The organism is Catenulispora pinistramenti (assembly GCF_018274385.1).
Taxonomy (GTDB): Bacteria; Actinomycetota; Actinomycetes; order Streptomycetales; family Catenulisporaceae; genus Catenulispora; species Catenulispora pinistramenti.
Genome location: NZ_JAAFYZ010000013.1, coordinates 75,818 through 89,427, shown reverse-complemented (window position 1 = coordinate 89,427; position 13,610 = coordinate 75,818). Strand labels below are relative to the sequence as shown.

The 13,610-nt window shown below is 71.8% G+C and carries 16 protein-coding genes; 14 read left to right on the top strand and 2 right to left on the bottom strand.

Going from position 1 to position 13,610, the window contains the following annotated elements; genetic code table 11:
• The first annotated feature begins 236 nt into the window (after positions 1-236).
• The 3 genes from KGQ19_RS06305 to KGQ19_RS06295 all read left to right on the top strand — a co-directional run bounded on the left by KGQ19_RS06305 (position 237) and on the right by KGQ19_RS06295 (position 2,317).
• On the top strand, positions 237-743 hold the full coding sequence (locus tag KGQ19_RS06305; protein ID WP_212008119.1) for a cysteine dioxygenase: 507 nt from the start codon (positions 237-239) through the stop codon (positions 741-743).
• Entirely contained in the window at positions 740-1,135 is a 396-nt protein-coding gene (locus tag KGQ19_RS06300) for a rhodanese-like domain-containing protein (protein ID WP_212008118.1), read from the top strand. Before KGQ19_RS06305 ends, KGQ19_RS06300 begins: the two co-directional genes overlap by 4 nt.
• A 267-nt stretch (positions 1,136-1,402) precedes the next feature.
• Positions 1,403-2,317 (top strand): ABC transporter substrate-binding protein, encoded by a 915-nt coding sequence (locus KGQ19_RS06295; RefSeq protein WP_212008117.1) that lies wholly within the window; start codon positions 1,403-1,405, stop codon positions 2,315-2,317.
• Between the two features lie 121 nt (positions 2,318-2,438).
• On the opposite strand, the gene KGQ19_RS06290 is transcribed toward KGQ19_RS06295, so the two are convergent.
• Positions 2,439-2,876, bottom strand: coding sequence for a CBS domain-containing protein (locus tag KGQ19_RS06290; protein ID WP_212008116.1), 438 nt, complete (start codon positions 2,874-2,876; stop codon positions 2,439-2,441).
• A gap of 211 nt (positions 2,877-3,087) precedes the next feature.
• Between KGQ19_RS06290 and KGQ19_RS06285 the strand changes: the two genes are divergently transcribed.
• From KGQ19_RS06285 to KGQ19_RS06255, 7 genes are all read left to right on the top strand, one after another.
• Entirely contained in the window at positions 3,088-4,143 is a 1,056-nt protein-coding gene (locus tag KGQ19_RS06285) for a hypothetical protein (protein ID WP_212008115.1), read from the top strand.
• Complete coding sequence (locus KGQ19_RS06280) at positions 4,140-5,147, top strand: DUF4129 domain-containing protein (RefSeq protein ID WP_212008114.1); 1,008 nt, start codon at positions 4,140-4,142, stop codon at positions 5,145-5,147. The genes KGQ19_RS06285 and KGQ19_RS06280 overlap by 4 nt, the downstream gene beginning before the upstream one ends.
• Positions 5,144-5,803 carry a hypothetical protein gene (locus KGQ19_RS06275; protein WP_212008113.1) on the top strand — a complete coding sequence of 220 codons (660 nt, stop codon included), beginning with the start codon at positions 5,144-5,146 and terminating at the stop codon, positions 5,801-5,803. The genes KGQ19_RS06280 and KGQ19_RS06275 overlap by 4 nt, the downstream gene beginning before the upstream one ends.
• A 101-nt stretch (positions 5,804-5,904) precedes the next feature.
• Positions 5,905-7,002, top strand: coding sequence for an AAA family ATPase (locus tag KGQ19_RS06270; protein ID WP_368862060.1), 1,098 nt, complete (start codon positions 5,905-5,907; stop codon positions 7,000-7,002).
• Positions 6,999-8,330 carry a DUF58 domain-containing protein gene (locus KGQ19_RS06265; protein WP_212008112.1) on the top strand — a complete coding sequence of 444 codons (1,332 nt, stop codon included), beginning with the start codon at positions 6,999-7,001 and terminating at the stop codon, positions 8,328-8,330. Before KGQ19_RS06270 ends, KGQ19_RS06265 begins: the two co-directional genes overlap by 4 nt.
• Positions 8,327-8,932 (top strand): hypothetical protein, encoded by a 606-nt coding sequence (locus KGQ19_RS06260; RefSeq protein WP_212008111.1) that lies wholly within the window; start codon positions 8,327-8,329, stop codon positions 8,930-8,932. The genes KGQ19_RS06265 and KGQ19_RS06260 overlap by 4 nt, the downstream gene beginning before the upstream one ends.
• A 37-nt stretch (positions 8,933-8,969) precedes the next feature.
• Positions 8,970-9,404 carry a DUF3817 domain-containing protein gene (locus KGQ19_RS06255; protein WP_212008110.1) on the top strand — a complete coding sequence of 145 codons (435 nt, stop codon included), beginning with the start codon at positions 8,970-8,972 and terminating at the stop codon, positions 9,402-9,404.
• Here KGQ19_RS06255 and KGQ19_RS06250 read toward each other — a convergent pair.
• Complete coding sequence (locus KGQ19_RS06250; RefSeq protein WP_212008109.1) at positions 9,364-10,272, bottom strand: SURF1 family protein; 909 nt, start codon at positions 10,270-10,272, stop codon at positions 9,364-9,366. The genes KGQ19_RS06255 and KGQ19_RS06250 overlap by 41 nt on opposite strands.
• A 260-nt stretch (positions 10,273-10,532) precedes the next feature.
• Here KGQ19_RS06250 and KGQ19_RS50895 point away from each other — a divergent pair, with 260 nt between their 5' ends.
• The 4 genes from KGQ19_RS50895 (at position 10,533) to KGQ19_RS06230 (ending at position 13,596) form a co-directional block, all read left to right on the top strand.
• Positions 10,533-11,315 carry a PP2C family protein-serine/threonine phosphatase gene (locus KGQ19_RS50895; protein WP_212008108.1) on the top strand — a complete coding sequence of 261 codons (783 nt, stop codon included), beginning with the start codon at positions 10,533-10,535 and terminating at the stop codon, positions 11,313-11,315.
• 4 nt (positions 11,316-11,319) lie between these two features.
• Positions 11,320-11,802 (top strand): SRPBCC family protein, encoded by a 483-nt coding sequence (locus KGQ19_RS06240; RefSeq protein WP_212008107.1) that lies wholly within the window; start codon positions 11,320-11,322, stop codon positions 11,800-11,802.
• A 116-nt stretch (positions 11,803-11,918) separates the two neighbouring features.
• Entirely contained in the window at positions 11,919-12,641 is a 723-nt protein-coding gene (locus KGQ19_RS06235; protein ID WP_212008106.1) for a hypothetical protein, read from the top strand.
• 130 nt (positions 12,642-12,771) lie between these two features.
• Positions 12,772-13,596 (top strand): YcnI family copper-binding membrane protein, encoded by an 825-nt coding sequence (locus KGQ19_RS06230; protein ID WP_212008105.1) that lies wholly within the window; start codon positions 12,772-12,774, stop codon positions 13,594-13,596.
• Positions 13,597-13,610: the final 14 nt, after the last annotated feature.

Sequence of the window (13,610 nt, the reverse complement as noted above, 5' to 3'; positions counted from 1 at the left end):
GAGATCTGTATAAGAGACAGGACCCACACCATCCACCACCCGACATCCCATGAGACGCCCGCGTCCACATCGCGAACGCTCCCGTCGCCCCGACGACCGCGCGTGTCACCATCTGCGCATGTCCGCTCCGCTGCTCGCCTGGTCCGACCGTCCGGTCGACCTGTTGCGTGTGGCGTCCTGCATGTGTACCGAGGCGTTCCCGACCTCGACCCCACATCCCGGACCACGGAGCCTTCATGTTCTCGGCCGCCTTGACGCAGACGCCTGATCTCGATATCGCCGAACCCTTTTTGCACGACCTCGTGTTGCCGGATCGTCCTTTGTGGACGCCGACGCAGCTCAGGGATCTGACTGTGGCGTTGGCCAACGGGGTCAACGCTGAGCGGCTGCGGCCGTTGGTGCGTTATACCGAGCCGCAGCGGTGGTGGACGCGGTTGGCTTTGACCCGTGGGGTCGAGGTGTGGCTGTTGAGTTGGCTGCCCGGGCAGGGGACGCGGCCTCATGATCATGGGGGTGCCGCCGGGTCGTTCACCGTGTTGGTCGGTGAGGTGCAGGAGGAGCACCGGTATCCCGGGGCGCCGATCGGGGTGCGGCGGATGGGAGTCGGGCAGGGGTTGGGATTCGGTGGCGATCGGGCGCATGTCGTGCGGCAGGCGGGTAATGGTCCGGCCGCGACCGTGCACGCCTATTCGCCCCCGTTGCTTCCCACCCGGGAGTACGAGAGCCTGGAGGACCTGGTTTGAGTTCCGTGGACACGTTCGTCGAGGACGCCCGGGCCGGGTTGCGGCGCGTGAGCCCGCAGGAGACCGACAAGCTCCGGCATGAGGGCGCGCTGCTGATCGACATCCGTCCGCACGCCAACCGCGCCTCGGAGGGTGAGATCCCCGGCGCGCTGCCAGTGGAGCGGATCCACCTGGAGTGGCGGCTGTCCCCGGACAGCGAGTGGCGCCTGCCGGGGGTCTCCGCGGAGTCGGTGGTCGTCGTGTTCTGCAACGAGGGCTACGCCTCCAGCCTGGCCGCCCGGGACCTCCAGCTGCTCGGCCTGCCTCGGGCCACCGACCTGGTCGGCGGGTTCCGGGCGTGGGCCGCCGCCGGGTTGCCGACCGAGCCGGGCGGGCAGGCGGCGCTGCCGTAGCGCGCGGCGACAGCGGGCGGCGACACCGCGCGGGGGTCCGCACACGGCGCTCCGTCGCCAACGCGGCCACGGGGTCGCCGACGCCGACGCCGTCACACCGCGTAGCGCGGATAGCCCAAGGCCCCGCCACAGCATCTTGATCCAGACCGTGCCGGTCGCGACGCCATCCGGTCTCGAAAAGGTCTCGAAACCGCGTTGCGGGAAGGCTGCCCATGTCGGCAGGGGTTGCTAGGTTCGGTATGTCTATGTGTCTGGAGGGGATTTAACATGCAAATTCGTAAGGCTGGTTCGAAAACCCGCGTAGTGGGCGCGGCCCTGGTCGTCGCCCTGGCCGCCACCGGCGCCCTGAGCGCGTGTTCGTCGAGTTCCAAGAGCGGCTCGAAGGTGGTCGTGGCCTCGGCCGCGTTCCCGGAGAACGCGCTGCTCATGGAGATCTACGCGCAGGCACTGGAGGCCAAGGGCATCTCGGTGGAGCGCAAACCCAACGTGGGGCAGCGCGACGTGCTGTTCCAGCAGTTGAAGTCGGACGCGATCACGGTGGTCCCGGAGTACAACGGCGCGCTGCTGGCCTACCTGGACAAGACCTCGACCGAGACCTCGCAGAGCGGCGTGGACGCGGCCATCACCGCGAAGCTGCCGAGCAACCTGGAGATCCTGCAGCCGGCCTCCGCCCAGGACAACGACTCCCTGGTCGTCACCCAGGCGCTGGCCACGAAGGACAACCTGAAGAACATCTCGGACCTCGCGCCCTACGCCAAGGACCTGGTCATCGGCTCGGCGCCGGAGTTCAAGACGCGGCAGCAGGGCCTGTTGGGCCTGCAGAGCGTCTACGGGCTGTCCTTCAAGGACTTCAAGGCGCTGGACAACTCCGGGCCGCAGACGGTGTCCGCGCTCCAGCACGGCGACGCGCAGGTCGTCGACCTCTACAGCACCACCGCGGCCATCAAGACCAACGGCTTCGTGGTGCTGAACGACGACAAGGGCCTGTTCGGCGTGCAGGACGTCGTCCCGCTGGTCGACAAGAAGAACCTGCCGCAGGCCGGGGTGGACGCGCTGAACGGGGTGTCGGCGAAGCTGGACACCACCACGCTGACCTCGCTGCTGGAGCAGGTCGTCACGGAGAAGAAGGACCCGTCGGACGTGGCCAAGGCCTGGCTGACGTCCGTGGGCCTGGGCAAGTAACGCGGCAAGTAACGCGGATCGGCAACTAGCGCGACCCCTAACGCGACAACGGCTCGAACGCCGGGCCGGTGGTCCACAGAACCACCGGCCCGGCGTTCGAGCTGTCAGCCGTCGGAGGGCCTCACGGCAGCTTGTCCTTGTGGCCCGACTTCGAGATCAGGGCCATCAGCTCGCCGACCGCCGCGGTCGGCAAATTCTTGGCCAAATCCGCGATCCCGACCACGCCGACCAGCTTGCCGGCCGAGACCACCGGCAGCCGGCGGATCCGGTTGCGGCCCATCGTCTCCACGGCGTTGGTCACCGAGGCGTCGGCGTCGACGGTGTGGATGCCGCCGCGCATCAGCTCCCCGGCCTGCCGGATCGTCGGGTCGTCGTTGGCGGCCACCGCCTCGACCACCAGGTCGCGGTCGGTGAGCATGCCCTTCAGCTGGCCGGCGCCGTCGACCACCGGCACGCAGCCGACGTCCTCGTCCCGCATCACCCGGGCCACGTGCACCAGGTTGTCCGATTCCAGCACCGACTTGGGCGCCTCGGTCATCACATCGCGGACCGTGACCATACATCCTCCTGCGGTGGACCGGCGTGCCCGGGAACGGGGGTTTCCCTGCTCAGCTTGGCAACATCCGGACCACACCGCTTTGTCATGATCTGCCAGCCGGGTTACCGCCCGCAGGGGAGATCACACCCGACGTGATTCCGCCAAACGGGTTATCCTCGGCGTGGCGTAGCCGACGAGTAGCCTGACGGAGCGCGCAGGGGGGAGCCACACCATGACCGAGGCCGTCACGACGGCCCTTGCCGGACCCGCGCCGATACCGGCACCGAAGGTGACGCTCCCCCGGGAGCTGTTCCGGGTGCTGCGGGTGTGGCCGGACTGGCTGTTCGGGATGTTCGCCTCGATGGGCCTGGGACTGGCCACCGGCGCCTTCCTGTACTGGGACCCGTTCAGCGGCCGGGTGCGCGATCCGCAAACCCTGATCGTCACCGTCGTGCTGACCGCGGTCGCCGACGCCTCGCTGACCAACCAGCTGGCCGCCGAGCCGGAGTGGGCGATCAGGGTGCTGACCGGCGGCGGCGACCCGGCGCGGATGCTGCGGGTGCGCAACCAGGTGCTCTACATCTTCGAGGCCGGATTCGCCTTCGGGGTCGCGGCCCTGGTGATCGTGCTGACCAAGGACCACCACTGGGTCAAGCACAACTGGCCGATCATCGCCGAGCTGCCGCTGGCCCCGATCGCGGCCGGCAACCTGGCCTCCGTGCTGTTCCCGTGCCCGTTCATGCGCCTGCGCCACCGGTTGCAGGCCACCACCACCTGGCCGCGCTGGGGCGCCTACATAGGCATCCCGTTCGCGCTGACCTCGCTGGGCACCGCGACCGTGATGGGTTTCCCGGCCTGGATGGAGCAGCAGGTCAAGCACTCGGCGGCGAAGATGCACCACCGGCCGTCCTGGCTGACCGCCGACAACATCCACTACGCCACCTGGCTGATCGCGGTGCCGGTGCTCAACCTCCTGATCTGGGCGATCGCGCTGAAGACCGCGGACAGCCTGGCGCGCCTGCGCCGGCACCATCTGGTCACCCTGATGCGCAAGCACAGCGAGCTGGCCCTGGACATGGACGACATCTCGCTGTGGGAGGCCGTCAGGGCCCTGCCGGCCAACCTCAAGCAGATCCCGTCCGAGGTGCGCGACGTCGCGACCGTCGAGATCGAGGAGGTCCGGCAGGTCGGCGGGCACCTGGACCGCGGTCTGGAGCACGCGCTGGCCCGGCAGGCCGCGAAGATCCGCGCCCGGCGCGCGGCGGAGCAGAGCTCCGGCGCCGCATGACCGGGAACCCCAGACGCTGGCTGCCGGCCGCGGTGGTCGTCATCGCCGTCGCGGCGATGGCGGTGGCCGGACGCCGGGACGGCGGGCTGGACGACGGGCTCGCGAACGGCCTGTGGAAGAACGGCCGGCCGATCGCGGCCCTGCTCGCGGCCATCGCGCTGATCGTCATCGCCGGCCGGTTCGCCAGGCACCGGGACGACGGGTACGGCCTGCTGCACCGGGCCGGCACCGCGACCGCCGTGTTGCTGTACATCGCCGCCGTGCTGACCCCGATCGGGCTGCTGTTCTTCGGGCGGGCACCCGGCAAGCCCATCCCGCCGCCGGTCGACAACGGACAGGGCGACAGCAGGAATGCCCTGCCGGGGAACACCATGGACATCCGGGATGGCAAGCCCCACCACGGCCTGGACTGGGCCGACATCATCGTGGTGACCGTGCTGTCGCTGATCGTGGCGGCGATCGTGGCGCTGCTCGTCTACGGCCTGATCAAGCTGCTGTCCCGGATCCGGCTCAACCGGCAGCCGGTGCGGCTGATCGACTTCACGCCGCTGGACCCGGACCTGGAACAGCTCGCCGAGGCGGTCGAGGCCGGCGCTGAAGCGCTGGAGTACGAGGGCGACGCCCGCGAGGCGGTCATCGCCTGCTACTCGGCGATGGAGCTGGCGGTCAGCGCCGGCGGCACCAGCCGGCGGGCTACCGACACCCCCGACGAGTTCCTGCGCCGGGTCACCGCCGCGCGGCTGATCCCCGAGGCACCGGCCGGCCGGCTCACCGAGCTGTTCCACGAGGCCCGGTTCTCCCGCCACCCGATCACCGAGGCCCAGCGGGACGAGGCGCGCGAAGCGTTGCGGACGATCTCCGAGCATCTGCGGGCCGGCATGGCGGCACGGGCCGCCGCCCTGGCCGCGGCTCAGGCCGGCAGTCAGGCCGGCAGTCAGGACACCGCTCAGACCGGCACTGAGGCCGGCGCAGGCGCGGCGCGATCCGCCGGGAGGGCCGGATGAGCGGGCTGAACCAGGTCGCCGACCATCAGAGCTCTGAGCAGCGGGCCCAGGACCGACGCCCGGGCACCGCCCCGAGCAAGCCCGCGGACCCGCGGGCCGAACAAGCCCGGACCGAACAAGCCCGGACCGAACAAGACCGCATCGAGTACGGCCGGTGGGTCGCCATCGGCGTGGCGCTGACCGCGATGACCGCCGTCGTCGCCAGCATGACCTGGCTCGTCCTGGGCGTGCAGTGGCTGGGGCCGGCGCTCGCCGCCTGTGTCGGGACGATCGCGCTGGCCGCCTGGTACACCGTGTCCGGCCGCACGCTGGGAATGAACGGCGACGTGCGCGAACGCGTACTGGAACGCCACTACATAGGTGTGGCCTGGTACGGCTCCATGCTCCGCAACACCCGCGAGCGCGGCGGCTACGAGCGCGGGCTGCGCCGGGAGCTGACCCGGCTGGCCGCCGCCCGGCTGGCCGAGCAGCACGGCGTGAACCTGTACCGGGACCCGCAGGCGGCGGCCGTGCTGATCGGCGCCGACCTGTGGCCGTTGGTGGACCCGAAGGCCGGCGCGATCGCGGCGGCCCAGGCCGGGCAGCCCGGCGCACGCCCGACCGAGGTCCCGATCCGCGCCGTCGCCGAACTGATCGAACGGCTGGAGCGGATGTGAACGGGCTGCCAGACCAGACCGGAGGCGCGGACCCTGATACCGCCGCCGGCATGCCGGGGGCCGAGGGAGCCACCGCGCAGGCACAGATAAGAGGAGACGCGATGTCCGACCAGCTGACCCCGGAGCAGACCTGCCGCAAGGCGCTCGCCGTGCTGGACGAGGTGGAGAAGGCCGTCGTCGGCAAGCGCGCCGCCCTGGAGCTGGTCCTGCTCGGCGTGCTGGCCGGCGGGCACGTATTGATCGAGGACCTGCCCGGGCTCGGCAAGACCCTGATGGCCCGGTCCTTCGCCACCGCTCTGGGCCTGGACTTCACCCGCATCCAGTTCACACCGGACCTGCTGCCCTCCGACGTCACCGGCGCCCCGTTCTACGACCAGCGCGGCGGCGACATGGTGTTCCGGCCCGGCCCGGTGTTCACCCAGCTGCTGCTGGCCGACGAGATCAACCGCACCCCGCCGAAGACCCAGGCCGCGCTGCTGGAGGCGATGGGCGAGGGCCAGGTGTCGGTGGACGGCAAGTCGCACCAGCTGGACCCGGCCTTCGTGGTGCTGGCCACCGACAACCCGATCGAGTACGAGGGCACCTACGCGCTGCCCGAGGCCCAGCTCGACCGGTTCCTGCTGCGGGTCCGGATGGGCTACCTGCCGCCGTCCGACGAGGCCGCGATGCTGCTGCGCCGGCTGGACCGCAAGGCCGAGCGGGTGGAGCTGGCGCAGATCGTCGACGCCGAGCAGCTGCTGGCGATGCGCACCTCGCTGGAGTCGGTGGAGGTGTCGGCGGACGTCGTGGACTACGTGGTGGCGCTGGTCAACGCCACCCGCGCGGCCACCCAGGTGCAGGTCGGGGCCAGCCCGCGCGGCGGCCTGGCGCTGGTGCAGCTGGCGCGGGCCCGGGCGGCGCTGTCCGGACGCGACTACGTGATCCCCGAGGACGTGAAGGCGATCGCGGTCCCGGCGCTGGCGCACCGGATCACGCTGCGGCCGGAGCTGTGGGTGCGGCGGGTGTCGGCGGACGAGGTGGTGGCCTCGCTGCTGACCGCGACGGCCACGCCGCGGACGCTGCCGCGTCAGCAGGACGCGGCCGGCGCCGCGGCGGCCGGGACCGGTGCCGGGGGCTCCGCGGGCGGCGCGAGTGACACGCCGAGTCCGGCGCGGTCGAACCCGGGCCCGGCGCAGAAGCCGGCCGGCGCGCACCGATGACCGAGCCGAAGCCGGCCCCGATCGTCTGGCGCCCCTCCCAACGCGCCGCCCGCCTGCTGACCGCCGCGATCTGCGCGGTGGTCCCGGCGGTGCTGTTCGGCGCGTGGTGGTGTGTGCCGCTGGCCGCGGTGCCGCTGCTGATGCTCACCGCGCACGCCGGCGTCCACCCCAGCCGGATCCGCGCCCAGGTCGACGTCCCCGAGCGGCGCTGCTTCGAGGGCGAGACGCTGACCGCCACCATCCGGCTGGCCGCCGACAGCTCCGCGGGCTGGACCCGCCAGGAGTACCTGCCGCCGCGCATCCGCGACGACCCCGAGTACGGCGAGGTCCCCACGCCCTCGGGGCTGGAGCTGGAATCGCTGGAGCTGATCGACGGGGTCATCACGGTGACGCTGCTGGTCCCGCGATGGGGCCGGTGGTCGCTCGGCGCGGTGGCGATCGACGTCTACGACACCGCCGGGCTGCGCCTGACCTCGCTGCACGCCGAACTCGGCGAGGTCGAGGCCTTCCCGGTCCCGGCCCAGGACGAGGCCACGCTGGCGCCGATGCGCTTCCCGGACCGCTTCGGCGAACACTCCGCGCGCATCCCCGGCGAAGGCGTGGAGTTCATCCAGGTGCGGCCGTACGTGTTCGGCGACCGCCAGCGCCGGATCAACTGGTCGGCCACCACCCGGCGGCGCGAACTCCAGGTCAACACCTTCGAGGCCGAACGCGCCGCGGAGGCGGTGGTGGTCGTGGACGCGCTGTCCGACCTGCCGCAGCCGCCGGACCCGGACACCCTGTACCCGCGCTCGACCCTGGACACCGCGGTCCGCGGCGCGGCCGGGCTGGCCCAGGCCTATCTCAAGAACCACGACCGGATCGGCCTGGTCACGCTGTCAGGCCGGGTGCAGTGGCTGGCCCCGGGCTCGGGCAACGCGCACCTGTACCGGATCGCGCAGACCGTCATGGACCTGCGCAAGGACTTCACCTTCGAGCCGGGCCTGCTCAGCCGGCTGCCGACCCGGGTGCTGCCGCCCGGCGCCGTGGTCTACCTCTTCAGCCCCCTGCTGGACCACAGCGTGGTGGAGGCGATCAGCGAGCTCGCCGACCGCGGCCACCCGCTGGTGGTGATCGACGTGCTGGCGCACGAGCCGGCCCCGACCACCGGCGCCAAGCCGGACCACCTGGACGCGCTGGCGCTGCGGCTGTGGCGGCTGGACCGGCAGGCGGTGCGGTTCGTGCTCGGCGAGCTGGGGGTGCCGGTGGTGTCCTGGGACGGTATCGAACCGCTGGACCTGGCGCTGGCGCCGTTGCAGCACGCACCGCTGGCCGGGAGGACACGATGAGCGACGAGACCGCCGAATCCACGTTCTCCAGCCGCGAGGCGCTGCTCACCAGCCCGCTGTTCTGGGCCGGCTACGGCGTGCTGATGGCGGTGATGGGCACCCGGCTGCCGATGTGGTCCTGGCCGCCGCCCCCGGACCAGATCCTCCTGCTGGGCTTCTGCGTCCTGGCGTTCCCCGCGCTGGCCCAGCCCTACGTCGGCCGCCCGGTGCTGGCCGCGGTGCGCCTGAACCATGTCGCGATAGCGCATCGCAACACCCTGCTGACCGGCGGGTTCGTGATGCTGGTCGCCTGCGAGAAGCCGCCGGCCTGGGCGGCCGGGGCCGACGCGCTGTTGCTGGCCGGCTACCTGGTGCTGACCGACGCCATCACGCTACCGCCGGGCGTGCTGCGCCGGACCGCCTCCCCGGCGTTCCTGCTCCTGCTGGTCGCGGTGATCGCCGGGGCGACGGCGCTGGTCGCGCTGCCTTCGTCGAGCGGGGCGTACCGGCCGATCCTGGCCGCGGCCGCCGGCGCCGCCGCACTCGGGGCCGCATTGGCGACCGCCTTCGGGAGGGCCGAGGTACGGCGAGTAGGCTCGCGGGGAACTGAACGCCGCAACTAGGCCAAAACTAGGCCGAAAATTGGACAGGTCCAGGCGAATGACTACGTTGACCTCCGGTGCCATCAAGCGCTACCGCGCGATGGCGCTGTTCACCGGCACCATGCTGCTGCTGCTCACCTTCGTGGTCATCCCGCTGCAGCTGTGGGCGCACAACAAGACCCTCGAGAAGCCCGTCGCCATGATCCACGGCTACGGCTACATGGTGTACCTGATCGTGGCTCTGGACCTGTGCCTGCGGGCCCGGTACAAGCCGATCCGCACCATCTTGATCCTGCTGGTCGGCGTGGTGCCGTTCCTGGCGTTCTACTACGAGCGCATCGTGGTGCGGGACACCCAGAAGCTGCTGGCCGAGTCGCAGGAGCGGGCCGCGAAGAAGAAGGCCAAGGCGGCGGCGAAGACGGCGCGCGCCAAGGTCACGGTCGGCGCGCCGGCTACGCAGCCGGAGCAGCCGGAGCCGGCTGCGGCTGAGTGAGGTCTTCGGCCTCCTCGCCGTCGCCCTCGTCCTGGTCTGCTTCGTCCCGGTCTGCTGCGTCCTCGTCCGCGTCCTCGTCCGCGTCCGCGTCCTCGTCGTCCTCGTCTTCGGGGTCGGTCGGGTTCGCGAGCCGGCGGACGTAGGTCACGAACCACCACAGGCCGACGACGCCGAACAGCCACCACTGCAACGTGTAACCGACGTTGAGGATGTACCAGGACGAGGTGTGCGGCGGCGCGGGTGCCGGGAGCACGGTGAGCTCGGCGCTGCCCGGGCCGGCCGGGGTGACGGTCAGCGCGTTGATGTAGGCCTGGTCCACGTCGCTGTACGGCCAGATGTTCACCAACGAGGCGACGTCCACCGAGGCGATCAGGTGCGCCGGGTCCTTGGCGGCGGCGTCGGCGGCCGCCGGCGGCGCGCCGTCGGCCGGTTCGGCGCCGGACAGCCAGCCGGTGACCGTGACCTGACCGCCGGGGACCGCGGGCGGCGTGATCTGCTGCGCGGTCCAGCCCCGGCTGATCACCACCACGCTGCCGTCGGCCAGCTTCAGCGGCGCGATCACGATGTAGCCGATCCGGCCGTCCGGGAACTGGCGGTCCGGCACCAGCAGCTGGTGCCCGCCGTCGAAGACCCCGGAGACGGACACGGCGTGGCCGAGGGCGTCGTCGGTCGCCGGCGCGCCGTCGCTGAGCAGGGTCGCCAGCGGGGCCGGGGTCACGTAGGCGGCCGCGGCCTTCGGGCTCAGCTTGTGCGTGCGGTGGGCCCGGGACCACTGCCACATCCCCAGCCCGACGAAGGCCACGGTGAGCACGGCCAGAGCCGTGATCGCCGCCAGCCAGGCGGGGCGCAACAGGAAGCGGTACTTCATCGCACCCAGCTTCCCATGCCTGTGAGAGCGGTAAGAATCGGGTTGCTTTTCAGCATGAAAACCACGGCTCCTACTACGTAGAGCGTCACTGAGGGAATACTCTGAGTGCGACGGACGGCGTCCATCTCGACGCCGCCTTGCCGTCGCTCGGCGTCCTCTGACGGCACGCCGACCCCCAGGTCTGTATACACAACGAACATCTGCGCACAATGAACTGGGCTCCGGATCACCGGGGCCCACGGCCCCGCGATGGAGGTGACGTGCACGGGCAGGAAAGCAGGGCGCAGGCCCCCGACCCCGGGCGTCCCCGCGTCCCCAAGGACGACGACGCGCGCATCGTCGAGCGGCTCCAGCGCTCGCTGCTGCCGTCGGTACTAGAGGTCAAGGGCCTGGTCACCGCCGCGGAGTACGTCCCGGCGGCCCGGCACCACAACGTCGGCGGCGACTGGTACGACGTCTTCGAACCGGTCCCGGGCACCGTCACCTGGGTGATCGGCGACGTCGCGGGCCACGGCTTCGGCGAGGCGGTGGTGATGGCCCAGCTGCGCAACGCGCTGCGGGCCTACGCGCTGGACACCGACGACCCCGCGGAGATCCTGCGCCGCCTGGACCGCTTCGTCACGGCGTACCTGCCGAACGACACCACGGCGACCGCCTGCGTCCTGATCCTGGACCGGACCACCGGCCTGGTCCGCTACAGCGGCGCCGGCCACCCGCCGCCGCTGCTGGTCGTGGCGCGCGCCGGCGGCTACCTCACGCAGTGGCTGGACCAGGCCAAAGGGCTGCCGCTGGGGGTCCGCGAGTCCGAGCACCGGCCGGTGGCGCAGTTCACCCTGGTGTCCTCCGACACGCTGGTGCTGTATACCGACGGCCTGGTCGAGAAGCCGGGCGACGACATCGGGGACGGCATGGAGCGGCTGCGCGCGGCGGCCGAGCTGTGCTGCACCGAGCACCCTGAGTCGGTCTGCCGGCAGCTCATGAGCCTGCCCGGCGACGCTTACGCCGGGGACGACAGAGCCCTGCTGGTCAGCCGCATAAGCTGAACTCATGTACGCCACGCGACCGGTAGACCTCGATTTCCTGAACGAGGCCCCTCTCCGTCTGTCCTTCGCCCACACCCTGCAGGCCGCCCCGAAGGCGGTCTTCGACGCCATAGCGCACGACGTGGCGACCCTCCCGCGCTGGTACGGCGCGGTCGCCACGGCCGAGTACGGCGGGCCGGAGCCGTTCGGCGTCGGGACCCGGCGCCGGGTCAAGCTGGTCGGCGGCGTGGCCTTCCACGAGCGGATCCTGGCCTGGGACTCGCCGGTCCGGTACGCGTACCGCGTCGAGCACACCAACGTCCCCGGCATCCGCGCCATGGCCGAGGAGTGGTCGGTGCTGGACACCCCGGCCGGCACCCGCGTGGCGTGGACGATGGCGGTGGACGCGGTGCTGCCGGTCGCGGCGACGTTCCGGGCCTCGGCCCCGGGGATGGCGGTGGCCACGCGGCGGGCGCTGGGGCGGTTGGATCGGATGCTGGCGGCTTAGCGGCCGGCTGCTGAGCGGGGGCTGCTTCGCAGCACCTTGCCACAGAGAGTCACCTCACCAGCACAGACACCCCAGCGCCCACCCCGCCGCCGGTCCCGAAGATCCCGCCTGGCAGCATGTCTGATGCCATGCCGACCGCCAAGACCGCCACCGCCACCGCCACCGAGACCGGTGCCGAGCCGCCGACGCCGACCCTGCGCGCGGGGCGCGCCGTGGTCTTCGCCGCGCTCTGTGTGCTGGTCGGCGCGGTGGGGCACGACGCGTTCTCGGTCGGCGGGATCCCGGTCTGGGCGTTGCTGGTCGGGGGCGGTGCCACCTTCGTCGTGGTGCAGCCGTTCACCCGCCGAGAGCGCGGATTGCCGGTGATCCTGGCGCTGATGGCGGCGGTTCAGGTCGGGCTGCACGAGTTGTTCGCGGCCGCGCAGCGCGGCAGCGGGTCGATGAGCATGCCGATGGCGATGCCGGCCCGCGGCCGGTTCTGGTGCGGCCACAGCGAGCCGCCCGGCGTCACCCAGGCCGTGCACAATGCGGCCGGCGCGACCCCGTCGCAGCACTCGATGACCGTCGGCATGTGGGCAGCGCACATCGTCGCCGCCCTGGTCGCCGCCTGGTGGCTGCGCCGCGGTGAGGCCGCGGTCTGGTCGCTGGCCCGGACGCTCGGGCTGGCCCTGGTCGCGCCGCTGGTCCTGCTGGTCGCCGCCCTGGTGCCGTGGACGCCGCCGCGCCTGGCCGTCGGCGCGCCGGTCACGACCGCCCCGGCCCGGCTCGGGCCCGGACGGCTCCTGCGCTTCGAGCTGGCCCGGCGCGGGCCGCCGATGACCGCCGCCGCATTCTGCTGATACGCGTCCGACCCGTGGCGCCGTCCTTCGACGGCCGCGACTTCACCGCGCGCTTCACCCGATGCGGCTCACGACCGTCATCGATCCGCCACGCCGCCTTGAGCGCGTGGCTCTCATCCCCGGAAAGCGCATGTCCACAAAACTCTCCTCCGGCACCCGCCGGACCGCCGTCCTGCTCGGCACCGCGGCCGTCTCGCTGATCGCCGCCGCCTCGGCCGCGCAGGCGCATGTCACCGTGAACCCCAACACCGAGCCGCAGGGCGGCTACACCAAGGTCTCCTTCCGCGTCCCGAACGAGGAGGCGAACGCCTCGACCACCGGCATCGAGGTCGACATCCCGATCGACCACCCGATCGCCTCGGTCTCGATCCGGCCGGTCCCGGGCTGGACCGCGACCACCACCAGCAGCCAGCTGGCCACCCCGATCAAGACCCACGACGGCGAGCTCAGCCAGGCGGTCAGCAAGATCGTCTGGACCGGCGGCAAGATCGATCCGGGCCAGTTCCAGGAGTTCGACGTCTCGCTCGGCCCGCTGCCGTCCGACACCGACAAGATCGTGTTCAAGGCCCTGCAGACCTACTCGGACGGCAACGTGGTCCGCTGGATCGACATCCAGCAGCCCGGCCAGCCCGAGCCGGACCACCCGGCACCGGTGCTGCACCTGACCCCGGCCGGGGCCGCCGCCAACACCGGCGGCACAGGGAGCAGCACCGGTGCCAGCGCCGGCGGGACCGGCGGCACAGGTGCCAGCACCGGTGCCGCCGCCCCGACCACCTCCCCCTCGGTGAGCCTCGCCGCCGACAACAACGCCAAGCCCGCCGGCAGCGACACCGCGGCCCGCGGCCTGGGCATCGTCGGTCTCGTCGTCGGCGCGCTGGGCCTGGGCACCGCGGTCGTGGCCCTGCGTCGCAGGAACACCGCCGCGTCCCCCGCGGCCCCCTCATCCCAAGACTGATAACCCGACGACCC

Bases quoted from the DNA above. Each gene is read 5' to 3' on its own strand.
- KGQ19_RS06305 (WP_212008119.1), top strand. From the start codon at position 237: ATGTTCTCGGCCGCCTTGACGCAGACGCCTGATCTCGATATCGCCGAA.
- KGQ19_RS06295 (WP_212008117.1), top strand. From the start codon at position 1,403: ATGCAAATTCGTAAGGCTGGTTCGAAAACCCGCGTAGTGGGCGCGGCC.
- KGQ19_RS06290 (WP_212008116.1), bottom strand. From the start codon at position 2,876: ATGGTCACGGTCCGCGATGTGATGACCGAGGCGCCCAAGTCGGTGCTG.
- KGQ19_RS06285 (WP_212008115.1), top strand. From the start codon at position 3,088: ATGACCGAGGCCGTCACGACGGCCCTTGCCGGACCCGCGCCGATACCG.
- KGQ19_RS06280 (WP_212008114.1), top strand. From the start codon at position 4,140: ATGACCGGGAACCCCAGACGCTGGCTGCCGGCCGCGGTGGTCGTCATC.
- KGQ19_RS06275 (WP_212008113.1), top strand. From the start codon at position 5,144: ATGAGCGGGCTGAACCAGGTCGCCGACCATCAGAGCTCTGAGCAGCGG.
- KGQ19_RS06270 (WP_368862060.1), top strand. From the start codon at position 5,905: ATGTCCGACCAGCTGACCCCGGAGCAGACCTGCCGCAAGGCGCTCGCC.
- KGQ19_RS06265 (WP_212008112.1), top strand. From the start codon at position 6,999: ATGACCGAGCCGAAGCCGGCCCCGATCGTCTGGCGCCCCTCCCAACGC.
- KGQ19_RS06260 (WP_212008111.1), top strand. From the start codon at position 8,327: ATGAGCGACGAGACCGCCGAATCCACGTTCTCCAGCCGCGAGGCGCTG.
- KGQ19_RS06255 (WP_212008110.1), top strand. From the start codon at position 8,970: ATGACTACGTTGACCTCCGGTGCCATCAAGCGCTACCGCGCGATGGCG.
- KGQ19_RS06250 (WP_212008109.1), bottom strand. From the start codon at position 10,272: ATGAAGTACCGCTTCCTGTTGCGCCCCGCCTGGCTGGCGGCGATCACG.
- KGQ19_RS06240 (WP_212008107.1), top strand. From the start codon at position 11,320: ATGTACGCCACGCGACCGGTAGACCTCGATTTCCTGAACGAGGCCCCT.
- KGQ19_RS06235 (WP_212008106.1), top strand. From the start codon at position 11,919: ATGTCTGATGCCATGCCGACCGCCAAGACCGCCACCGCCACCGCCACC.
- KGQ19_RS06230 (WP_212008105.1), top strand. From the start codon at position 12,772: ATGTCCACAAAACTCTCCTCCGGCACCCGCCGGACCGCCGTCCTGCTC.